The sequence below is a fragment of the Pedobacter alluvionis genome (assembly GCF_003664035.1).
GTDB lineage: Bacteria > Bacteroidota > Bacteroidia > Sphingobacteriales > Sphingobacteriaceae > Pedobacter > Pedobacter alluvionis.
Genome location: NZ_RCCK01000011.1, coordinates 1,337,583 through 1,361,357 on the forward strand (window position 1 = coordinate 1,337,583; position 23,775 = coordinate 1,361,357).

Below are 23,775 nucleotides of genomic sequence, written 5' to 3' on the forward strand. Positions count from 1 at the left end.
GAGGGCGCAGAGGTTTTTTAAGAAAAGCGATCAATTTCGAGGCTAACGAACTAACCCTTCGACTACGCTCAGGGTGACAATACGCGGAGGATATTCCGTGTTTTCAGTGCCTCCGTGGCTAAACAAAGAGAGATTTGTCATTCTGAGTGAAACGAAGAATCTTTCTTCTTAGCGCTAAAGATTCTTCACTGCGTTCAGAACGACAACAAAAACCTCTGTCGTAAAAAGCCTACACTATTCCCAAGCCATCCAGCACTTCATCATCAACCAAATTTGGTAACGTAACTTTTAGAGTCCCTGTCCGTTCCATTTCGCGTTCGATGGCGAAACGGGCTTCCTTATTACGGGCCCAGCTTCTCCTGGCAATCCCATTGTTTACATCATAAAAAAGCATGTTCTGCAATTTTTCTGCAGCTTGTTCGGTTCCATCAAGCACCATTCCAAAACCACCGTTTATCACTTCACCCCAGCCTACGCCACCACCATTATGGATCGAAACCCAGGTTGCCCCCCTAAAGCTATCGCCAATCACATTATGAATGGCCATATCGGCGGTAAACCTGCTTCCATCATAAATATTGCTCGTTTCCCTGAAAGGCGAATCTGTTCCGCTTACATCATGATGGTCCCTGCCTAAAATTACAGGAGCAGATAATTCGCCGGTTTTAATAGCCTCGTTAAAACGTAAAGCAATTTTTGCACGTCCTTCGGCATCAGCATATAGGATGCGTGCTTTTGAACCAACTACCAACCTGTTTTCTTTTGCTGCCGTAATCCAGTTGATGTTGTCCTGTAACTGTTGCTGTATTTCTAAGGGTGCAGTAAGTTTGATTTCTTCCATTACTTCTTTCGCCATGCGATCGGTTAGATCAAGATCCTTTTCATCGCCCGATGCACAAACCCACCTAAAGGGACCGAAACCATAATCAAAACATAGTGGGCCTAGAATATCTTCTACATAGGAGGGATACCTAAAATCTATTCCATTAGGTGCCATTACATCAGCACCTGCCCTACCGCATTCCAGTAAAAAAGCATTTCCATAATCAAAAAAGTAGGTTCCCTTAGCAGTATGTTTGTTAACGCTGGCAGCATGTCTTTTTAATGAATCCTGAACGTTAATTTTAAACTGTTCAGCTGCGTTGGCCATCATTTCATTGGCTTCTTCAAAACTTAAACCTACGGGATAATAGCCACCAGAGTAAGGATTATGAAGCGAAGTTTGGTCGGAACCAATCGCAACCTCAATATTTTCCTGATCAAAACGTTCCCAAACATCCACCACATTACCAATGTAGGCCAATGAGACTGTTTGTTTTTCGTGTTGAGCCAATTGAACCCTTTTCACCAGTTCATCCAAATTATCGATCAGCTCATCCACCCAACCTTGCTGATGCCTTTTGGTTGCTGCCTTTGGGTTTACCTCTGCACATACCGTGATGCAACCCACAATATTACCAGCTTTCGTTTGCGCTCCACTCATTCCACCTAGTCCGGCTGTAAGGAAAATTTTGCCGGCGGTATCTTTTCCATAAAAACCTTTTTTACGGAAAGCATTCATCAAAGTAATCGCCGTACCATGAACAATCCCCTGTGGTCCAATATACATATACGAACCGGCGGTCATCTGCCCATATTGAGTTACCCCCAAGGCATTAAATTTTTCAAGATCTTCAGGCGAAGAATAATTCGGCACCATCATACCATTGGTTACCACTACCCGCGGCGCAGCAGTACTGGAAGGAAATAATCCCTGCGGATGTCCACTGTAAATATTCAGCGTTTGCTGATCAGTCATTGTGGCAAGGTATTGCATGGTGAGTAAATATTGCGCCCAATTTTGAAATACACTGCCATTCCCCCCATAAGTAATCAGCTCTTCAGGGTGCTGCGCAATGGCCGGATTCAAATTATTCTGGATCATGAGCATAATGGCGGCAGCATGTGGTGTACGGCAAGGATATTCGCTTATTGGCCGTGCATAAATGGCATAATCGGGCATAAAACGGTACATGTAAATGTGTCCGTAGTTTTCCAGTTCACTTAAAAACTCTTGCGCGAGTTCCTGGTGCCATGCTTCGGGGAAATAACGCAGTGCATTTTTAATGCTCAGTTTTTTTTCCGCAGCATTTAATACTGCTCTCCTTACCGGCGCATGACTTAATTGCGCATTTCTTATTTTTTTTGCGGGTAAAGCCGAAGGAATACCTGCCAATAGCTGTGCTTTAAAATCCATTTTCTGTAATTTTAACTCTTATAAATCCTGTTCTGCCCTGATTGCGGTGGCCACAATTTTTCCTTGCTGTACCATTTGTATCGCATTTTCCATCCTATCGTACATAATCTGATCTTCTTCAAAATGATCGATTTCAGTACGCACAAAATCGTGTACCGCAGCCAAAATTTTCCCAGGCTTTAATGGATGATGATAATCAACGGCCTGTGCGGCACAGAACAACTCGATACCGAGGATTTTTTCTACGTTTTCGATTACCTGTAAGGCTTTACGACCACTGATGGAACCCATGCTTACATGATCTTCCTGACCCAATGAGGTTGGTATACTATCGGCACTGGCCGGGAAACAAAGGCCTTTATTTTCGCTGGCCAAAGCTGCCGAGGTATATTGAACAATCATAAAACCAGAATTTAATCCGGTTTCTTTCATCAGCAATTTCGGCACGCCAGGCGTATTTCCTTCCAGAGAGAGGTAAATCCTTCTGTCACTGATGTTGCCGATCTCTGAAGCCGCTAAACAGGCATAATCAAGCGGTAAAGCCAATGGCTGACCGTGAAAATTACCTCCACTGATGGTTAAATCATCATTAAATATGACAGGGTTATCGGTTACTGAATTGAGTTCGATTTCCAATGCTTCTTTTAAATGCATCCATGCCGTTCTGGAAGCGCCATGCACCTGCGGAATGCATCTTAAAGAGTAAGGATCCTGTACTTTGGCACAATCGGCATGTGATTTCATGATTTCAGAACCTTGCAACAGCTTCCGTACCTGTTCTGCCACGGCAATATTTGCGGGGTATGGTCTTAGTTGATGAAGTTGTGCATGAAAAGGTTTTTCCGATCCCTGCAAACCTTCAATCATCAATGCAGCAATAATATCAGCAGAATTCAGCACATTTTCCAAACGTTGTACTACCTTAACGGCATGCGCAGCAATAAACTGCGTTCCGTTAATTAAAGCCAGACCTTCTTTAGGCCCTAATTGCAAAGGCTGTATCTCATGTTGTTTTAAAAGTTGAGCTGTGGCAATAATTTCGCCTTTATAATGCACCTTACCCAAGCCAATTAAAGGCAAAAAGAGATGAGAAAGTGGTGCAAGATCGCCAGAGGCACCAACAGAACCTTGTTTAGGCACAACAGGAGTGGCACCGGTTTCTAAAAACCAGATCATCCGGTCAAGTGTTTCGATTTTAATGCCCGAGTAGCCCTGAGCTAAAGCCTGCAGTTTTAAAACCAACATCAGTTTTGATATTTCGCTATCTATCGGCTCGCCCACACCAACAGCATGACTCTTTAAAATATTTTCCTGTAGTTTACGGGTATCAACTGCCGAAATCATGGAGGTACACAAAGGTCCGAAACCCGTATTGATTCCATAAACAGCCTTGCCAGAAATTGCAATACGCTCTACCACCTTGCTGCTTTCGAGCACTTTTGCCCGTGTGCCTTCGCTTAATATGCCTTTCACTTCACCACTAATGATAGCCAAAGCCAGTTTAGCGGTTAAATGGTCTGTTCCGTAATTAAAAATCTGTTGCTCACTCATATCATAAAGGTTTTAAACAAAAATAAGCCCTATATTTGATACCTATAAATACCAATTACATCATCATGTAATAACCATGAGTTATCAGATAGAGCTTAGGCATTTAAAATATTTTCAGGTTTTGGCAGAAGAACTGAAGTTTAGAAAAGCTGCCGACCGCCTGTTTATTTCGCAACCGGGCTTAAGCCGGCAGATTAAGCAGATGGAAGAAATTTTTAACGCACCACTCTTTGATCGGAACAAGAAAAAAGTAACACTTACAGAAGCTGGCCTCTACCTTAAAGATGAGGTAGATTTTCTGTTCAGTCATATCGAGAATATTAAAAAACAGCTGACCAATATTACAGAAGGCAAACAAGGCGAACTCCGGATCGGTTTTTTAGGTTCAGCAGCACAAAAAATTGTACCGGAAGTTATTTTTAAGCTTAATAAAGATTTTCCTGAAATCAGGACCAATCTGGACGAAATGCCCAATAAACTACAGATCGAATTACTGGAAAAAGATATGATTGATATGGGTTTTGTGCGGATGCAGCAGTTTAAACCGGGCATTTCTAAACACATGATCCACCAGGATACTTTTTCTCTCGTATTACCCAAAAGTCATCCAATGGAAAAAGCAAGTTTTGAAGCGGTAAAAAAACTGGGTAACGAGCCTTTCATTTTTTTCTCAAGCGATGACAGTCCATTCTATTACGACCTGATGATGAGTATTTGCGAAGATCACGGTTTTAAACCCAAAACCTACCATAAATCGGTTAACGCGCTTACTATTTATAAACTGGTAGAAGAAGGTTTGGGCATTGCCATTGTTCCCACCGCCCTGCAATATGGTTACCAGGAAAACGTAAAGTTTGTAGAGCTTACCCACATTCCGCAAAGAACAGAACTTTATATGATCTGGAAAGAATCTAACCGTAACCCGACTTTAAAAAATGTGATTAAACTGTTGTTGCAGGATAAGGTTTAAGATTCTATTATCTTGAATCAAATTTTTTAACATCTGGGTGAAAATTTCCAATCATTTAATCTAGTTTTTCTATGATTTGATATCTATTAAAAAAGCCCAAGCGAATATTCCTTAAATGGGAAACGATAAAGATCCCTCTGGATGAGATACCTTGAGCGCGAAGGTCACCATTTACTTTCTTAACCAATTTTCTAAAAGTAAAAACATAACGTTTTGCTTTGCTATTGGAGGCTTGATCGATATTGAACAACAAGGAGTATTTACCAATAGAAATGGTTTTCGCAAAGAATGTTTTTAATATTCCATATTCCGATTTTTCAACTTCCAGATTCTCCATTATTAGAAAAATTTAAATCTACTTTTATCACCCTGTGTACCAGTATTTTCTGACGATTCAGCGGCTTTGTCTTTAGGGGGATTAAAGATGCTTCCAAATCCATCTATAACCATAGTATATTGGTTGATGATATATAACTTTTGATCATCTGCAATTTCTTTTTTTACAACATTGGTATGCAACAACTTTCCAGTTTTCACCTCAATTAAATGAACAGTATCTTCAGTAATTTCCGGTTTGATAGATTTTAGATCAATTTTATCTTCAAAGCTCTTGTAAGCATTTTTTTTAAAATTCATGTCCAGCGTAACATAGGGTACCGAGCTAGTCAGTACTTTAATATTCTTCTGGCTTGCAGTTTGCTGATCAATAGTTGAGCTTACTTTAAATGGCAGATATGACGTATTTAAAAAATTTGTCCGATTGGGATCAGATTTAGAAAATGGCACCTCGCTTCCATAAATGTAGCCAAAATAGGTTTGTAAAAATTCGTTAGCCTGTATGGCCTGCTGAATTTTTTCCGGACTTGCAAACATACTATCACTAAGCGCAATCAAATCTTTTAAGTCATCACTCTTATTTGCCGCCTGTTGCATCAGTTGCTTAGTCTGTTTCCATTTTGATAAAATCAATTCGATATTTAAAACCTGTAGAACTTTTCCGGTATGATCTAATTTTAAATGAAGTTCGTTGAACATGCGATTAAATGCACCTGTTAGCTCTGCCACTTCATGGATCAGATTACTATTCGCCTCCTGAATAAAAATATCCAATTGTACCAGTCTGCATTCGAACCCCTCTTCATCAATATTCAATATCGAAAAATCATACCTGATTTCTGTCTTCGACTTCATTAAAGCACTCACCAGCATCGATTCCATTTCAATGGAAAGCATATACTGGGCCTGAAATTTTTCGCTTATACTGATATTTGATCTTTCCATAAATAAATTTAAAATTGATTAGTTCGTTTCTCTGATCACATCCGATAAGGTTTTTGTTTCTATCGGAACGGCATAAAAACCATCAGTTGAAACAACCTGATGTTCAAAATAATATTGAATAAGACTTTGAGCCTGCTCTCCATCAGCAAATTTTTGGAGGTAAACCATATCCTCGCTATCGTTAGCAATTTCTATTAAGTAAAGTGCTTCTTCCTGATAGAATATTTGAAAAGTCTCTGTTTCATTAATATCAAAATAAAGAAATGTGCTTTTTTGCCAATTCAAGGATTTGAATAAGTCCAGTATTTGGTCAATATCCAAAAACGATTCTCCGCTTAGCTTATCGTAATCGTTGTAAAAAATCTTTTTGGTATTCATTAACGGTTTTAAATTAAATAATTTATTTTCAGTTGCTCAGTCAGGCCTATGCGACCGTTTTGTTCAATAGATTTACTAGTTTTGTATTGCCCACTTTTTCGGCAAAAGATAACGGACTAGCTCCTGCATTATTATTATGATTAGGATCGGCATGATGATCTAAAAAAAGTTCCACAATAGCATGTCTTCTTTTATCGCCACGAACGTAAAAAACAGCCGGCCATAGAGTGGTTGGTTACCAAAACTATTTGTTGCGTTAAGATTAGCATGATGGTTTAGCAATAAAACTGCTATCTCAAGCAAATTATTTTCGGCTGCATGATGAAGTGCGGTATTCCCTTTATCGTTAGGAATATTCGGATTGGCTCCATTTTCAAGCAACAATTTTACCACATCATAATGATTAAGCGCCACAGCAGTTGCCAATGCAGTAAAACCTACGCTATCTTTTATATTGATATCAACTGAAGATCGGGCTAATAATTCTGCTATCTTTTCTGTTTTTCCGCCTATTGCAAGTTTTATAAGGTTGTTTTCCATAGGCAAAAGGGCTCATTCTATTAATGTCGGCGTTCTTTAATTTAGGACAATATCTTATTAAAACAACTATGCAAGAAGTTCTATTAATGCCGGAACGCCAATTTTATTCGCAATATCCACAGGTTTTTTCCCCACGTTATTGAGATGTTGCTTGTCGGCTCCATTCTGCAATAAAAGTTTAACTAAAGGTATTTTATTCTGATCACCATCCGCAGCGCTAAATGTTGCTGTCCATAGCGCCTGGTTGCCTGAATTGTTTTGAATATTTAAATCTGCTCCATGCGCCAGCAATAGTTCCGCAATTTCCATGCTATTATTTTCACTGGCATAATGTAAAGGCGTATTACCTTTTTGGTCTTGGGTGTTCGCTACGGCTCCATTTGCAAGCAGTAATTTTACAACATCTTTATGCCCTCTAGCCACAGCTATAGCCAAAGGAGAATAATCTAGGTCTGCTTTATCATTAATTCCTTGGGTATCATTCTTGAGTTCGTTTTCCAATTCCTGAACTTTTCCGTCCATCGATAAAGAGAATATTTTGTTTTTCATTTTTAAAATACTGCACCAAAGTTCCATACAAAGTAGAATTATAAACTTTTAATAGATATATCTTTTTTTACTTTCAACGCTGTTTCTAAACTTGTAAATAAAACATCAAATAAATCCTTACCATCACTAGTATAAAAATAATTAGAAAGATTAGTTATCCTTCCCGCTATTTTATCTCCCCATGGAGGCCTCTGCTTAGGATTCTCAATATCCCAAATAACCTGATCGGGCATTATCATTTTAAACCTTTCTTTTATTTCTTCCAATTCGTTTTTTGCATTATTAATGTCTTTATTTGGTAATTCTCCTTTATATAATTTATTCATTAAAGTAGGATATCTACTACCCCACCTATTACCCTCAAGGTGGTAAGCTATATTTGAAAAGAAACAATGTAAAAAACTTCCTGTACCAACTCCATAAAAAATAGGCCCAACTTTTAATCCTGTCATAAATATTTGTATTTTTTTTATAATTTAAATATAATTTCCATATCTGGACAATTCTGCAAAATATCTTCTTCTAATTTTATTAATGTTTCTGGAGGCACGTTTTGCCCTCTTACATCTATTATTGCTGTTTGTTTATCTCCTTGTGGTAAATGCGTAACTCTTTCGTTGTATTGTCTCGTCAGTTCAGCTTTTAAATTACTTCTTCCAGCAGAACTTTCAATATCATAATTTTTCACTTCAACGCTATGCCCTGGATTATATAAATCTGGTCGCGTGCTACCCTCCGTTCCATAAGGCACCTCCTCTCCATTAATGAAACTTTTTTGGGTATCATAACCAGGATACCCCCCTTCAGCATCTAGTTCGCTCTGACGCCAACTAGGTCTGTTTCCATTTGTCTGTCCGTCCTCATAAGCTTTTCCCGTTCCACCACTTTTTACCTTTCTCGGATCGGTTGCGGTAGTTCCCGGCTTTAACCCATTAGGATTACCTCTGGAGTTTCTGAGCGTTCCGTTCGCGTCTCTAAATGTACCTGGCGGATCTACTTTGAGATGAAGGAAATATAAGCCCAATAATGCATCAGACCACTGTAAACCGCTTACACCTTTATCTGCAATTCGGCTACCTAATTCATATTCAGGCAAAGCACCTTTAGCAAAACTATCTCCTACACTTAATGGTTCTCCATTTTCGTCTACCGCATCAATTGCATAAGTTTTAGCTGCAGATTCGGCACCAAATATTCCCCTGGATCCTAAAGCAACACCTGCGCCGGTCCATCCGGCACCTATACCAAAACTTGTACCTATATTGCTCAAAACACTGGCAACGGTTGGCCTGGCCAAAATCATACTTGCCCTTGATAAGCTAATGCCAGTCCCTACCGATCCCCCAGTTCCTGCTACAGTAACACTGCCTACGCCTAAAAGCGACCCTACAGTACCTACTGCCGCCCCAACAAAAGCACACTTAACCAGTTCACTACCATAACTAAGACTGGCGTAACCGATGGCGCCCATCCAACTTTTAATATTGGGCGCATATTGAACGGTTCCACCAGCTTTACAGGTCATGGTACAGCCGCCAGTTATAACAGGTGTACCCTGTAAAATCATATCCGGTTTTTTACTATCCCACGATCTGGCCGGTCCCATTTTATGACCACAAAGTAAACCGCCAATAACGGCACCGATAGCACCTCCAACAAGTCCTGCAACCGCGCCGAGTAAAATTAATCCTGCCCCACCGGTAGCAACAGTAAGGACCCCAACCGCCACAGCCACAACAACTGCAATGGCAGCAATGAGCGCCATTAACAGCATATATTTTTTACATCCGAAATCTATCCAAGTGATGGTGCTGGTATCAGATTTTGTAATGTATTTATGCCCTGAACTATCGTGAAGACTTTCCCTGTTACCTTGAAATGGGGAAGGCATTGCGCCTTCAGAACAAATCCAAAAATCCTCTTCTGTTATGATTTTATGTCCCATTATCTAGTTTATAAATACGTCACCTCCGTCTATTTTAGTATTTCCACCGGTAACATGATTGGTTCCTGTAATTGTGTTGCTAGATCCCGTAATGGTGTTGGTTTTAGATGTAATCTTCATGTCCTGCGTATTTAAATTAGTTGCTGTGCCATTAATATCTATCTTGCTCGATTTTGCCCCGTCCTTCTGTGCAATTTCAATCTTATCAGCATGTATTAGAATCTGATCCTTTTCCAACGTTATAGAGGACGAGCCATTAGTAAGTACTACAGTTTGAGAAGATGTTACCGTTACTTTGTTATTGCCATCAACCACGATATGGTTACCGCCGGTTTTATCTTTAATGGTAATGCCACCACCATCGTTCAACTGTACAGTATGCCCGCTTTTAGAAGTTAAACTTTTGCTGTTGTTGCTTGCGCTGCCACCACTTCCGCTTTTGCCATGAAATACCGAGCCCAGTACAATCGGACGTGCAATGTTTCCTTCCTCAAAAGTTAGCGCTACCTGGTCGCCAATCTCCGGAATAAATACAAAGCCCCTGTTTTTACTCACTTTATCGCTGCTTCCGGCATCTGGTGTAATTACCCGTAGCCATTCGGTTACATCATTGGTTTTGCATTCCCATTTAAATTTCACTTTAATACGGCCCTGGCCTTGCGGATCGGCGTTATCAACCACATCTGCCAATTGCATATCAGGGTTTGGTTTAGTGTAGTTTTTCACCGAAAGCCGTTCTGTTGTGGCTACCACGCCTTCGAAAGTATTGTAATATTTTCCAGTACCATCAATATCGTGATTAATAGTAGTGATCAGGAATTTTCCCAGACTCTCCGTAGAAAATGAAAGTTCCTTTCTGATACTCATGGTAATTTCGGCAATACTGCCAATACCCAAAGCAGCATTATCGCCACTGGCATTTACCTTTAAAAGGTTGCTGATGTGTGCTTTTTCTTCGTTCTGCACATGGCTTTTAATATCATTACTATTATCAACACGGATAAGTGCAGGTTGGTTAAAGGTTTTGCTATACATCATGTTAGACACTTTTATGGCGTGTGCCAGGTCTGGTGATCCATCACTAGCGCCACTACTTTCGCTCTGCAACATTTCGTCCTGTTTGGGATTATAGGCAAAACGTTTGTTTTTAATCGGCGCAATTTCCATGGCATACTGCAGGTTTTGCACGTCGCGGCCATACACCAGGGCAACTTCTTTCTGATCGTCAGGCTTACCGAAGTTCAGCTGTTTGCCATCATAATAAAACCATTCGTGGTATTCGCCCGAAAGTCTGTTCAGGAAATCGAAATCACTTTCACGATATTGAATCAGGTAATCAATAGGTTCTTTTCTGGCTGCGTTGGCTACGATTTTAATATCATTTGCAGGCACATCTGAAGTGGCAAGATTTACAATGCTATTTAAATCTTTATCAAGATAAGAGCCTAAATCAGGCCCCCGATCGATCAAAATTGTTGGGCTATACCCACTCACGATTAACACACCATGATAACCATGGCTTTGTGCCAGTTCTACCTTAGTTACGAGACCGACAAATTCCTGTAAACCGCCTGAGTCGTAACCGAAAGAAGCGGTAAGGGTTTTCCCTACAAAATCGCGACTATCATCTAAGCTGATCATTCCAGGCAACCCCATCTGATCATGGTTAAACCGCAGCTCAAAATAATGATGGACATTAAAGGCCTGCTTTAAGCTGAAAGAGGCAAAATGGGTAACTGCCTTATCTTCTATATTTATTTCGGTGATTAATTTCTTTTCCATATCAACTCAATAATAGTTTATGACTACCTGAACATTCCATCGCGAAAGGTTAAAACGTTTCTTTTTCCATTAAAAACAGCTCCGTTTTTTGTTTCGTTAACTTCGGGATAGCTGATGGTTTTATCTTTAGGGGTATATTTCATGGCCAATTGGGCCGTAAGTTTTTCTTTATCCCCACCTTCTTTAAGATCGGCAGAAGCAAACAATTGTGTTTTAACTACCTTCCCGAGTTTGAACAATGGCTTTTCAATGCTAAATTCTGAATGATTAACTACTAATGTATGGCTTACACTATAGGGCTCTGTTCCGCTCATTTGGCCATAGCCTGTAAAGAGATATGTTTTTTGAGGAGCGGTATCTAAACGGTATATATGTTCAAAAAATGGAGTTGGACTCCCTTCATCGTCTTTATCTTTATAAAGGTCGTTAAATGAGATTGCGGTAGGGACATTGTTTTCGTTTTTATACTGAACGATGTTCTGTACATGCCACATAGAGCCCGAATAGGGAGAAAGCCAGTAAAACACCTTAAGATTTTTATCGTCGGCAATTAATACGTTAATTTCGTAAGCTTTTAACGAAGCAAAATCATTTTCAAAAGCATTTGGCTTTTCGAGCGCGCTGATGAATGCTTTGATAAAAATTTCTTCAGCTTTGGTATCCCCATCATTGAGGTAACTCTCTCTTGAAGCAACCATTTTAGCCGCCAATTTTTCAAGCGAGTCTGTTTCGGTATTCTTTGTACTTTTATTATCCTGTATTATAGAATCGGCCGAGTATGCTGTACTTTGCCTTTTATCTTCATGTTTTGCACCACATGAAAAAAACAGGAATACCGAAGAAAAAAATAAAATGCCTGCTATTTTCATATTATTGCCTTGGTATATTGATTAATCCCCTATTTTCCATAGCCTTTAAAATAACAGCTGTTCCAATTTGTTTATTTACATAATCGAGGCTAAAAACATGATCCCTTGGGAAACCTCCTTTAGTATAAAGGTTAGAGCCACCCCACAGATATGGCGAATTAATTTTATTATTTTGATAAGCTTTCGCTATACCATTATATTGCTCCAAACGAAGTAAAACCTTGGGCAAAGACCATACTGTTTCCTTATCCAAACCGCGTAATTTTAAAGCATCAACAGCACTTTCCTCAAAGGTAAATGGTGGACCATGACTAATTTTTGGTCGGTTTGCAGGGTGCTGCCTGGTAAAGCCACTTAGTGGATCGCCATTGTGCAGGTGTTTGGTAAAATCAGAATTGCTTTCCCTATAATGTACGCAGGCAATAAAATACCATGGTATACCAGTTGTTTCAGAGAAAAGACCCGTATCTGAAAATGACCTGTTAAAAAAGCCATTTGCAATTTTTGGATTCTTTTTAAGAAAGCTATCTTCCGGTTCGGTTAGAAAGCAGGCATTGCGATAAGTATATTCGGTTAAATTAAGCAGTTTATTTCTTACCGCCTGATATCTTGATTTATGATTTAAGATTTTATCATTAATAATCCGGTTGATCTCTGCAGTTTTTAACGGAGAAATTGTACAGGAATTGAACAGGTTTATGTATTCTAAATCGGTAGCCATAGGTAGCTCTTTTTATCATGCCACAAAACAAAAAAATCGTTATTAGTGCCAGCTTAGCCGGAAACTAATAACGATTTATATCAGATTAAGCTTTTGGCCAATCGTTTTCGTGTTCTGCATTGCCCAGTTTTAGTTTACGGGCAGATACCACAAAATTTAAAGTCATCGGTGTATTGTCATTTACTGCAATACCCTCGCTATATTGAATGATATAGGCATCTTCAAAAGTAAGTTCCTTCATTTTTGCATCTTCTTCGCCTTTTTTGAAGATAATGCTACCAGCCTGTGGTTTGTACTGATTGTTAACCATTGATTCGATCACTGAAGTATCTTCAGTTGATTCGATTTCGATGTGGATGGTGCCACCATAAACACCTGACGATGGACGGCCTTTGGCGTCGACATCTCTATTTAATGAAAAGCTGCACTGTAGTACATCAAATTCTTTTGATCCTAAGTTTAAACGGGTTTTGAATGCCATTGTAATAAAGTTTAATGTTTTTGAAAAGAATGAATTGCGGTGAGCGTTTAGCGTAGGGCGAGGAGCATTGTGATTAGTGTTAGGCGTTTTAAACCTTACACCTTCAACCTTTCTACCCTCAACCTTAGACTAGGCTTTTGGCCAATCGTTAACATGCTCGGCGCTGCCTAATTTAAGCTTGCGGGCTGAAATCTGGAACTTGAGCGTCATCGCATGATCGCCCACAATGTTGATTCCTTCGGAATATTTAACAATGTAGCCATCCTCGAAGTTAACTTCTTTCATTTTGGCATCTTCCTCGGATTTTTTGATCAGAAGGGTTCCTGTAATAGGTTTGTACTGGTTGTTTACCATTGCCTCGATTATTGAGGTGTCTTCGGTTGATTCGATCTCAATATCGATGGTACCGCCGTAAACTCCGGAAGAAGGTCTTCCTTTAGCATCTACATCACGGTTTAACGCATAGGCACAATGAAGTACATCGTACTCCTTGCCTGAAAAGTTTAATCTAGCTTTGAAAGCCATAGTTTTAAAATTTAAAGGTTAAATAATTGGATTTTTCGTAGCCTCCGCTACATTAAGTATAAACCAAATATTAAGCCAATTATTGTGTATCTCACTCATATATAATGAGTAACAGAGTCTATAAAACTTAAAAATCTTGGCTCACGCTATAGGAAACGCAGATTATTGTGAAGAAAAAAAAGTGTATTTTTTTCAAAATAAATTTCCGTCTTATTTTTACTAGATACAATAGAGCAAAGTATTGTAGCATTTTAGGGCAAGTTGTTACTTTTTGCAACAGGTAGAATTGCTTAATGACTAAATTTTTAATGTTGATGTGGTTTTCTGGAAGGAAGGAAATCAAAAAAAAATTAACAATATGTTTATTCTACAGTAGGATTTTTATTAACGAAATGGAACAGCTGGTTTTCTGAATACATAAGCCATGCCTAAGCAGACAATACAAAAAAAAGATAGAAATTAAAATTGATAAAGTGGAGAAAAGAACTGTGTACTGAAACCTGTTTTATTATCCTTTTTTAATTTCTCAGCAAAATCTATTAATTTTCCAGATGTTACTTCATACGTAAAAGGAACATTTAAGCTTCTATATGATAGTGCGATACTGGAGATAAAAAGACCAATTCCCATAAAAAGGAACATAAAAAAAATCAACCTATCCTTTATCATCTGATAATTTCGAGTTTATCGCTACCTTCGGGTTTATGCAGATAGAAGGTGTGTGATTTGGGCATCATATTTTTAGCAGTCTTAGAAATCAGCGGAGAATATCCGAAAGTAAGTGTATCTGCACACACTAAAGTTACCACTCTCCCATTTCCAAAAAATTTTAACTCTGCCTTCTTACATGGATATATAAAATTTCTTTTCTCAACGGCATAATCGCTCATATTCTTTGTAAGCTGATTTTCAATTTCTTTATTCCAGGGTTTTGATGCTGCTTCTTCATAAATTGTATTTCTAACTAATGAAAGAAATTTATTTTGATTGCCTTCTTCCAATACTTTTTTGTAATTGTCATAAAACTCATCAACTTCTCTACGGATATTTGGATCATTGATTAATTTTTTACTTTTACTCCAACCCACAATTTTCCAATTAATGTCTTTAGCATCTACTTCAAATGAAGTTTTATATTCTGAATATGACATAGGCTTCTCTAATTGAGGTGTTTTATATACTAATGTTTCCCACTTATATTCGTTTCCTTTACCTTTAGCATTTAACTGATCGAGCATAGTCATTGGCTCTTTGTTTTTTGTAATATCTATTTTAATAAAGGAGTTCTTAGAAAGAGATGAGACAAAAAGGTTTTCCTCTTTTTTTGCAGGAAACATTTTTATTGTTATTTCCTGTTTTCCAGGCTTTAGAATATATTGGTTAATATCAACCGTCAAACCCGATCTCTCACCTAATCCAAAATAAGTAATGATCGGCATATCATTCAATAATATTTCGTACGAACAATCTAAATGCTCATACTTTAGTTTAAACAACATACCCTCTTTTTGATATTCTATTTTTTCCAGGATTCTATTTTCAGCTGCTATATCTTTTTTGTTCTGTGCACAACATTCTAAACTTATGTAAATTCCTATTACAATTAATTTTATTAGCTTATTCATCTTCTACTTTATTTAAATTTAAAAATCTGTTTTCTTATTTAGATTCTTTATGCAGTATTTGGAAAATCCGGAAAAATATTAATCTGCAATCCCTCAACAAAGATCTCGGATTCAATCTTTAAAGAATCCATTACTTAGAATTAATTCTAACAGCCTTTAATTTATTTTTATTCGAATAGCCCATAATACTGAGAAAAAGAAAAGAAAGATTAAATGCCAAACAGATGATTATCAAGGCATCAGCTTTTATCTGAAGTACAACAGAAATTAAATATAGAAATGCCGAAACTGGAACCGTTAACATAAATGCGAATAAAAATCGGAAAAACTGGGTTTTGGCATGATCAAAAGCATTGATAAAATCGTAGTAAAAGCCCAACATATTAAGGCCTAAAAACATAATTGCTATCATCAATAAGCTTGTATTTTCAATTATGTAATAGTTGGCTTTTGTAATTACATCAAGTACATTTCCTAATGCATTTTTGAGAATCAATAATGGTATCCCGAAGACGGCAAGTAGTACTCCTATATAAACGATCCAAAAAAAATATTTTTTCGATAACTTTTCAGCTCCTCCCTTTTTGTAGCTTTTAATAATGGTTTTATTAAACCGTGATGGTCTGAAACTGTATAAAACGATAAGGAAAAAATAAAATTCAAGCTGGAAAATAGTCAGTTGATAACCATCGTTTGTATTCCTGATTAAGCTTTCGTTAGTTTCTTGGGTAATGAAGAAATAGAATAACGAGCAAACAACATAGAGCCTAAAAAGTAGGAAATAGCAGAATAGAATAGTTGAAATTCTTCTGGCAATCATACTTTAATAGCTATTTCCATCAAATTAAGAGACTAATTTAAGCCTATTTTATCCACTCCAAACTATTTATTATTTTTCCAATAATATCTTATGCTTCAACATTACTCTTTTCAAACCTAAGCCTTCCCTACTATAAACAAGTTTCATTTGCTTAAATTGTCCACCCTCATCATAAGTCATCCATATAAAACTATTGGCTAAATCCAGATCTTTTGTTTCAATGAGTGTAGGAAGGTACGGCTTTAACAAACTGAACATTAGGGTAATGATTTCGTTTTCATAAAGGCGGTAAATCCTAAACTTTTCTGTATTAAACGCTAAAAATATTTCAAATAATATTTGATAAAACCAGGATTTTCTGGTTAATTCATATTGTATTGGTTTATTAAAGTAAGTATATAATTTATGTTTATTAAAACCTCGGTTATAGAAAATAATGATGTCATCAATTGAATCAATAGCGATTTTCTCCTTTAAAAAGAATGTTTCAATAATCAGATCGTTGTTTTCCAAATAAATTTTATAGAACATATTCTACAATATAAATTTATCTTATTAAAGAAAGTGCTTCCCCCTTTATTTTTTCTATGAAAGATTGCCTGTTCGTAGACTACACTTTCCGTTTCATCATCAGAAATAAATTTTAATCCGATTGGTTCATTTGGAATTCTAATTGCAACTAACTTTCCTCCACCTAAAAATATTATTTGATAATTTTCGATAGGCACTTGCTGATTCAAATTCTGTTTTTATGTTATTTTCTAATAACTTCGAAAGTTTTTGAACCTTTAGGTTTGTGTAATATTGCTCCCCAAGTTGTTATCCTTCCTTTAGGTGTTTTGCTCATCAAAGCATTCCAGTTTTTGTACTTACCATTGGGTATAACCAGTGTGACTAACTTGCCATTTCCATAGATTTTCATTTCATAATTATCAAAAGGTTGCATATTTCCAGGACATAGTTTCAACATTTTTTCCTTATTGTTTTGATAATCAATCTTTGAATCTTCAGGTATGGTATAGGTAACAATGTCCAATTCCTCATCTTCTTTTTTACATAATTTAAGGAATTCATCAATTTTTCCCTCATTGAGCAAATCTTTTAAATAAGAAAAATATTCAACTACCTCTTTTTGCAAAATATCTTTATCTATTTTTTTCAAATCTTGACTTTCACTCCAACCTTTTACTCGGTAAGGCAACCCTTTAACATCTACCTCCCAAGTTTGCTCCCAAAAGGGAACTTTTTTTGAAGGGGCATAAAGCTTCAACTCGCTTTTGGCATAGTCTATTTCATTTGAATAGCCTAAAGGAACATCTTTGTTTGGAACAATTTTGGAAAAATAAATGTGCCATCTTGCGGTTTCGTTAAAAATGATATCTTTTGGCGATACCATTTTATCGACGGAATCTTCTTTAGGAAGAAATCTGATTTTTAAGGTATGTTTTCCATTCCCTAATAAGTAAGGATTCAATTCAGTTGTATTACTTATGTTATTTCCATAGTAGAAATCAATAAGTATATCATCCAAATAAAGTTCGTAAGGAGATAGTGCATTAACGTGAGCTATATAGCCTATTTTACCTGTTGTTGAATGAGCGCTTTCTTGTCTATTCATCTTTTCAGAGTTAGGGTTATTCCTATTTTGTGATTTTTGTTCGCAATTACAAAAAATCAATAAAATTGCTAATAAGGTTAAACTAATTTTTATATAATATCTATTTTCCATGGATCTTTGGGGTCTATTATTGAAAATTTATGATCAGGCTCCTCTTCCGGTTCTCCTGTATCTTGTTTAGTTTTATCTTTAATACTAAATTTTAACCAGACTTTACCCGTCAGTCCTTCAAATTTCAGCAAAGCTGGACATTTATTATTTCTTTTATCATGAGTTGCCCTAACCTCGAATTTGGCTTTTCCTTCTATACGTGCGTCGGCGGAAGCGGAACCAATTCCCTCTATACTTGCATTTACATCAACACCTGCATTAAGATATATTTCAATAGGAATATAAATTTGCACCTCACCACCATCCCAGCCATCAACGCTATGGTATTCTAATGCTTTAATTTCTACATTAAAATCAACTTTTGCCCCTACATTTATATAATAATCAATCCTTACAGCTCCTAAAGTTAAATAATTTACTTTTTTAACTATTTGTGACAATCTATACATCGCTTGGCCAATAGGTCCAATAAACTGAGCAAAGAATAACAAATCTAATTCGCCTTTGATTCCGAAAAGTGGTTTTGCAGCAAACTCTAAAAAATAAAACGCCCCAATTTCATTCGGTTTAGATTTACTCTGAGCAAACTTACCTTGTATTCCACCACTAAATGCAGGTGTGGATACTTCTATTCTGAATGGAAGCCCCCTTCCTTTCCTCAGCTTCCAACGTGCCGCCATCTTTTTACTAGAAGGCGAGCCATCTGTAGTTCTTGCAGTTCCGCTTGCAATAGCGGCCTCTCCTTCTTTTGCTTCATCAGCAAAAGTAATTTCTTTAAATATTTCGTAGGCCTTCAACAAAAAATTTATAGCATTTAAAAGCGGGAATCCATCTCCGGGAATTAGGGGATTCTCTTCACCATCAATTTTAAAACCAGCTTCAAAATCTAATTCATATTTTTTTATCTTCCAGTTTTTTTCCTTTTCTTTTAGCCTACTTTCTTTAAGTTTCTTATTTTGACCTTTTTCCGTAAAAAACTCTCTATATTTATAATTAGGAGTTTGCCTTACATATACTGGTTCTTTCGTCTCGTATTTCACATTAATCCACCATTCCAAATTAGGAAAAACCCTTGTCCTTACTAATTGATTGGGATATCTGCAAGTGGATACAGGCACAAAGTACTGTTGAACAAAATAATCTTTCCAAAAAATATACCTTGCCACCCATGCAATTTCTTTAACTTTTAGATTGGCTGCAGAATATTGTGCGTCAATTTCGTAGCCTATAGCTTTGAGGATGGCATTATCATAGCTTTTGTTATAAAGATATTTAAGCTTTAGCTTTAACTTATCCTCTCCTACATAATCATAATCTGTGCCAAAAATTAAATTTTGAACTTTTTCAACATCATATGCCGGTTGCTGCTCGTCAACTATAACATCGGTATCGTTTTCATTTTCTGCTGTTACATCAATGTTCGATTTTCGTAATTGCTTTTTATGTTTTGTATCTTCAACTCTTTCGTAATCGTTTCCTAACTTTTTAGCTGCCAATATGGTATCCATCAGGAAAACATTTTCTTTGCTATCGTGCTTTTCGTTTTTAGGCAACATTACCCCCATGCACATTACGCCCTTATTATGTAATTCTTTTAAAGAAATTAATACGTCTTTTTTGGCATCGCCCCTAATAATATCAAATGTTTGTGAAGTTTTATCTCCACTATCGGCCAATTTATTTTCGTCAAAAATAACAAACGGCTTTCTATCTTTATCTGCCACATCACTGATTTCGATCATAGAATATCCACAAGGATCATATTCTTTCCTTGTGTATTGTACATCGCCAATGTATTGTATCTGGTTGTTCTTTTTTGCTTCAAGTTCCTTTAAGATTACATCAAGGCTATTATACTTTACGACAAAAAAATGGCTGCTTGGTATTTCCTCTATTTTATTATCGACCGTCTGTACCCATTGCGAGTTTTTTGGCATAGACGTATAGATCTTCCCACTCTTTTTATTTTTAATGACGATCATCACATAATATTTTTTTGTGGGTTCCGCCTTATGATTTTTATGAAATTTATCTTTCCAATCTAATTCTATAGTAATAGGCACTTCAAAACTACAATTTGCATTTGTACTAACACCCGATTGTTCTTCAGCGTATTTATTTAATTCTGATTCAACCAATGGCTTGTCTAATATGAACTTATATTCAGGATCGCAGCTGTATGCCCTTGCTATTGTACTTGCCGTTGTTTGGCCATCACCAGCTTCATCTAATAGTTCAATCGTAAGGCTTAAATCTTTCCATTCGGCTGAAAGATCTAAATTAATGCCAGCTGAAATAAGATTTTTGCCATTGAGGCCTTTAATAGGGAGCATGTGGGTAGAGAAATACAGCTTGATGGTCGTATTATAATTATAGAAACCATCATTAATTCCTACCTCGGGATTATTTTCGATATTCTTTTGTCTGTCAAAATAGTGGCCCCTAATTTCAGGAGCTTGGTTCACCGCCATAAAAGGAAAAGCGATACCATCACCAGGCTCATCTATAAATAAAAGCATCACATATCCTGTACCTTCCCAAATTGGACTATCTTGTGCAACAGGTGAAAATGAAATTTGGGTTCCCTGGATATAGTTTTTATCAATCCCGTATTTCTTTATCGGAACCGTACCATTTTCCTTAATGAAATAACCCCAAACGTCTTGTTTAGCTTTATTTGTTTCAAGCTTAGAAAAGGAATAACTTAAAATATATGCCCATTTTAATTGAGTTCTAGCTGTTTCTTTTGTAGGGATAAAATTTGGTTCAAAATTCTCATTGGTTTCAAAATCCACAAAAAATTTATGGTCTTTTCCTATCAGCATCAGCACTGAAGAATTATCACCAACGACAAATTTCTTACCATCTACTTCGTAATAGCAACTTTTAATTTTTTTCATCTTACTTAGCATTTAAGTATTCATAAGGAGATGGCACATTCATTTGCTTTATATTCACCAATGGGTTAATCTGCGATTGTTGCTCTTCATCAGCATTATCAATATTTTGCTGAGAAGGTTGCCCTTTCTGCCCTGTTTTGGCAAAAAAGATACAGGGCGAACCACTAATGGTACAAACACCTTTGCTATCTTCTACCAAAACCTGTCCGCTGTTAATTAATACCATATCTTTATACATGCCCTTCCATTCGGTTAGTGCAGGCAAACAGGGTTTAAAACCACCAGGGGTTGGCTGAAGTTTACATTGGCCAAAGGTGTTTTTTTCAAAAGTCATTCCGATATCTACATGAGACGCAATTAATTTTTGTGCGCCATCTTTATCGTTCACAAAATGCTTTTGCTGGGTAAGTACTTTCAATTTATCGGTTGTGGTACCAAACTGGCATTGGCAGGTGGCACCTTGTACAATGATTTCTTTTTGTGACATTTCTCTTCTCCGTTGTTTAACCCAATATTCTTGCCCAAAATCCCTTTTTCTTTTCAGCAGGAAAATGATCGGTCTCCCCTTGAGTTAACGATTGCTGATTTGCTTCCGAAATGCTGTTTTCAATTTCATAAGCAGAGAAAAAGATGCGTTTTATACTTATTTCTTCACTGTTTTCCTTTTTATACAGGTTCCAATCAACTTGGACGTGCTTAAGCAAACCTCCATCCTGATCTAAATCGAAAGTCGCATTTAGCTTCATTTTAAGAGAACCCTTACGATTCAATAGTGTACTTTGTTCCTTAGTAACATCACTTTCTGAAGAAAAATGCATCTTGATTGTACCATAATCGGTATTGTTCGGCTCAACTGTTTGAACGCCTTCAAATGCAAGGCTATGGTAAGCGATAACCGGAAAAAAGAAGGTGCTTTGCTGAGATAAGTTACTATCGTAGGCCAGATACTGCGGATGAAAAAATACACTCCAGAACATATCTGCCCTTAGTGCATATTCCAGTTCAGAACTATTCGATATCTTTTTCTCCATCTTTTCTAAATATAGTTCGGCGTATCTGCCTTCATACTTATCAGAGATCTTTTCGGCTACCTGTTTCCAGCGGTTTAGGATTTCTCGGTGATTAACAATCCCTCTAAATATTTCGTTCCTGGAATTTACATCAACCTTTAGGGGATATATTGCACCCATGCTCATATTGGCCAGTTGTTCCCCAACAAAATCAGGCTCATGCCTGTCTATAAAAAGGTCCGTTTTATCAAAGCATAACTGCCAAACTTTATTTTCATCCCTAAATTGGTTCACCTTGAGGTGGATCTGGTAATCTAATCTTTTTGTCGCTTCTTGATTGCCATCGTCATAATATTTAATGGTAATGCCATAGCTCCTTGCAGAACGTGGTCTAGGAGCAAAATCAATCGCATGATCGATATTGAGCTTAATTTTGCCCTGAGCTGCAGAATTTGAAAGGCTATTTACTTTTTCCATAACCGAGCGTATTAATAAGTAACCCTATTACCATCGGCATTGGGGGCCATAGGCTGTACGACACCGTAAGAACTTTTTCTATCTGCCGACCAATGCAAATACTGGTTTCTCAATTTGTGAAGGTCTTCCTGCTGTTGCCTTCGTACAGGATCCTTGGGTAATTCTGCTGAAAAAACATAAGGTGATCCATTAGCCATTACATAATCTCTAAGCGTAGCTTTGACTCTAAGCAACAGGGGATTGCCATTAATGGTATATTTTGTTTCGGTTTTACTTTTAGCGAGTGGCAAATTATGATTTTGACTATGCTCTGCCATATACTGTAAGGGAATATAACTATACTCTTTGTAAATAAACCTCGTTCCCTCAAGAGCCCAGTACATATTACCGCCGGTAACTTTCAATTGATTTTCCTTATACCAGGCCTCTTTTATAAGTTTAGCTTTAAAGGCGTCCAGATTGCCTTTAAGCGTCCACGAGGTAGCCAATTCCGATACTACTTCTGTATCTGTTTCGTAACTTCCTCCAATATCACTGTGTACTCCAGGAAAAACCCGTTCCCTGCCTACATTTGTATGTGTTAAAGAAAAATTCTTACGGTGCTCATTTTCAGCTACAAAATGGACAACATTTTGTGCACGACCAATTTGGTTGAGGTGTAACTCTTCAACATCGTTGAAATTAGGGGATACACTAAAATATTTTGAATACGACGATACGGTATCAAAAATACCTAAAAACCTTACTTTAATCTGGTTGGGAGATATTTTCAGTCCGGCAGCGCTAAACATTTCGCCTAAATGCCCACAAGCCGGCATTACCTCTAAACTTGTTGCTTCCCCGTCTGAATCAAATCTTGACGTGATTCCAGTGTGTGGGTCTGTAATGGTACTTGACCGATATTCATTTTTACCAATCTCGTAAACAAAATTTCTTGCTGCTGCTGCACCCCTGCTAAAACCAAATACATCGAAAGTAATACTTCTTAATTTCTTTTTCCCATTGCTTTTTATCGGGACTTTCAGTTTATCGGTGAAAATTTTTTCACAGGCCTTTCTCACTTTTCCCCTTATCCCTGTGCTTCCGGTACCGAAAGCATAGCCCATTTGACTATCTTTTTGCCTATCTTCAGTACCAATACCTTCCAAATAAATACTATGACTTTTATCATAAATATCCCATAGTCTGGCGACATTAGACCAATCGTTCTGATAGCTGCTATCGCTATCTGTGCCGTTACGCTGGTAAGTAGGTGTATTGGCTCTACGCTCTTGAGAATTATTCATATTGTTTTTTGTTCCATCAAAAAATACCCCTACAAAAAGATCTAAATACTCTACTTTATCGTTTGTCGGCACATAATTGCCCAATTTAACGCTCGTCATA

Annotated in this window: 22 protein-coding genes; 1 reads left to right on the plus strand and 21 read right to left on the minus strand. The window is 37.2% G+C overall.

Going from position 1 to position 23,775, the window contains the following annotated elements; genetic code table 11:
* Positions 1-229: 229 nt before the first annotated feature.
* Together BCL90_RS13710 and hutH are read right to left on the minus strand one after the other, a co-directional pair.
* A complete protein-coding gene (locus tag BCL90_RS13710) occupies positions 230-2,236 on the minus strand; it encodes a urocanate hydratase (RefSeq protein WP_121284509.1) in 2,007 nt (668 codons plus the stop codon).
* 18 nt (positions 2,237-2,254) lie between these two features.
* Positions 2,255-3,787: a histidine ammonia-lyase gene (gene hutH, locus BCL90_RS13715; protein WP_121284510.1), complete on the minus strand. Its 1,533-nt coding sequence runs from the start codon at positions 3,785-3,787 to the stop codon at positions 2,255-2,257.
* A 76-nt stretch (positions 3,788-3,863) separates the two neighbouring features.
* Here hutH and BCL90_RS13720 point away from each other — a divergent pair, with 76 nt between their 5' ends.
* A complete protein-coding gene (locus BCL90_RS13720; protein WP_121284511.1) occupies positions 3,864-4,757 on the plus strand; it encodes a LysR family transcriptional regulator in 894 nt (297 codons plus the stop codon).
* Between the two features lie 55 nt (positions 4,758-4,812).
* Here BCL90_RS13720 and BCL90_RS13725 read toward each other — a convergent pair whose 3' ends face one another.
* The 19 genes from BCL90_RS13725 to BCL90_RS13830 form a co-directional block, all read right to left on the minus strand.
* Positions 4,813-5,094: a hypothetical protein gene (locus BCL90_RS13725; protein ID WP_121284512.1), complete on the minus strand. Its 282-nt coding sequence runs from the start codon at positions 5,092-5,094 to the stop codon at positions 4,813-4,815.
* Positions 5,095-5,096: 2 nt separating this feature from the next.
* Positions 5,097-6,038 carry a hypothetical protein gene (locus tag BCL90_RS13730; RefSeq protein ID WP_121284513.1) on the minus strand — a complete coding sequence of 314 codons (942 nt, stop codon included), beginning with the start codon at positions 6,036-6,038 and terminating at the stop codon, positions 5,097-5,099.
* Positions 6,039-6,056: 18 nt separating this feature from the next.
* Positions 6,057-6,416, minus strand: coding sequence for a hypothetical protein (locus tag BCL90_RS13735; protein ID WP_121284514.1), 360 nt, complete (start codon positions 6,414-6,416; stop codon positions 6,057-6,059).
* A gap of 159 nt (positions 6,417-6,575) precedes the next feature.
* Positions 6,576-6,956 carry an ankyrin repeat domain-containing protein gene (locus BCL90_RS13740; protein ID WP_121284515.1) on the minus strand — a complete coding sequence of 127 codons (381 nt, stop codon included), beginning with the start codon at positions 6,954-6,956 and terminating at the stop codon, positions 6,576-6,578.
* Between the two features lie 66 nt (positions 6,957-7,022).
* On the minus strand, positions 7,023-7,505 hold the full coding sequence (locus BCL90_RS13745) for an ankyrin repeat domain-containing protein (protein WP_166792097.1): 483 nt from the start codon (positions 7,503-7,505) through the stop codon (positions 7,023-7,025).
* Positions 7,506-7,543: 38 nt separating this feature from the next.
* The gene (locus tag BCL90_RS13750; RefSeq protein WP_121284517.1) at positions 7,544-7,957 is read right to left on the minus strand and encodes an immunity 70 family protein; all 414 of its coding nucleotides are present in this window, start codon (positions 7,955-7,957) and stop codon (positions 7,544-7,546) included.
* A 17-nt stretch (positions 7,958-7,974) separates the two neighbouring features.
* Complete coding sequence (locus BCL90_RS13755) at positions 7,975-9,450, minus strand: hypothetical protein (RefSeq protein ID WP_121284518.1); 1,476 nt, start codon at positions 9,448-9,450, stop codon at positions 7,975-7,977.
* Positions 9,451-9,453: 3 nt separating this feature from the next.
* Positions 9,454-11,232 (minus strand): type VI secretion system Vgr family protein, encoded by a 1,779-nt coding sequence (locus BCL90_RS13760; protein WP_121284519.1) that lies wholly within the window; start codon positions 11,230-11,232, stop codon positions 9,454-9,456.
* 23 nt (positions 11,233-11,255) lie between these two features.
* Positions 11,256-12,101 (minus strand): hypothetical protein, encoded by an 846-nt coding sequence (locus BCL90_RS13765; RefSeq protein ID WP_121284520.1) that lies wholly within the window; start codon positions 12,099-12,101, stop codon positions 11,256-11,258.
* Position 12,102: 1 nt separating this feature from the next.
* Positions 12,103-12,822 (minus strand): hypothetical protein, encoded by a 720-nt coding sequence (locus BCL90_RS13770; RefSeq protein ID WP_121284521.1) that lies wholly within the window; start codon positions 12,820-12,822, stop codon positions 12,103-12,105.
* A gap of 85 nt (positions 12,823-12,907) precedes the next feature.
* A complete protein-coding gene (gene tssD, locus BCL90_RS13775) occupies positions 12,908-13,303 on the minus strand; it encodes a type VI secretion system tube protein TssD (protein WP_121284522.1) in 396 nt (131 codons plus the stop codon).
* Between the two features lie 129 nt (positions 13,304-13,432).
* Complete coding sequence (gene tssD / locus BCL90_RS13780; RefSeq protein ID WP_121284523.1) at positions 13,433-13,828, minus strand: type VI secretion system tube protein TssD; 396 nt, start codon at positions 13,826-13,828, stop codon at positions 13,433-13,435.
* A 665-nt stretch (positions 13,829-14,493) separates the two neighbouring features.
* A complete protein-coding gene (locus tag BCL90_RS13790; protein ID WP_121284525.1) occupies positions 14,494-15,453 on the minus strand; it encodes a hypothetical protein in 960 nt (319 codons plus the stop codon).
* A gap of 889 nt (positions 15,454-16,342) precedes the next feature.
* Positions 16,343-16,804 (minus strand): hypothetical protein, encoded by a 462-nt coding sequence (locus BCL90_RS13800; protein WP_121284527.1) that lies wholly within the window; start codon positions 16,802-16,804, stop codon positions 16,343-16,345.
* A 223-nt stretch (positions 16,805-17,027) separates the two neighbouring features.
* A complete protein-coding gene (locus BCL90_RS13810) occupies positions 17,028-18,002 on the minus strand; it encodes a hypothetical protein (protein ID WP_121284529.1) in 975 nt (324 codons plus the stop codon).
* Positions 17,981-20,902: a hypothetical protein gene (locus BCL90_RS13815; protein ID WP_121284530.1), complete on the minus strand. Its 2,922-nt coding sequence runs from the start codon at positions 20,900-20,902 to the stop codon at positions 17,981-17,983. Before BCL90_RS13815 ends, BCL90_RS13810 begins: the two co-directional genes overlap by 22 nt.
* 1 nt (position 20,903) lies before the next feature.
* Complete coding sequence (locus BCL90_RS13820) at positions 20,904-21,389, minus strand: PAAR-like protein (protein WP_121284531.1); 486 nt, start codon at positions 21,387-21,389, stop codon at positions 20,904-20,906.
* A gap of 16 nt (positions 21,390-21,405) precedes the next feature.
* The gene (locus BCL90_RS13825; protein ID WP_121284532.1) at positions 21,406-22,389 is read right to left on the minus strand and encodes a hypothetical protein; all 984 of its coding nucleotides are present in this window, start codon (positions 22,387-22,389) and stop codon (positions 21,406-21,408) included.
* 11 nt (positions 22,390-22,400) lie between these two features.
* Entirely contained in the window at positions 22,401-23,774 is a 1,374-nt protein-coding gene (locus BCL90_RS13830; RefSeq protein WP_121284533.1) for a T6SS phospholipase effector Tle1-like catalytic domain-containing protein, read from the minus strand.
* Position 23,775: the final 1 nt, after the last annotated feature.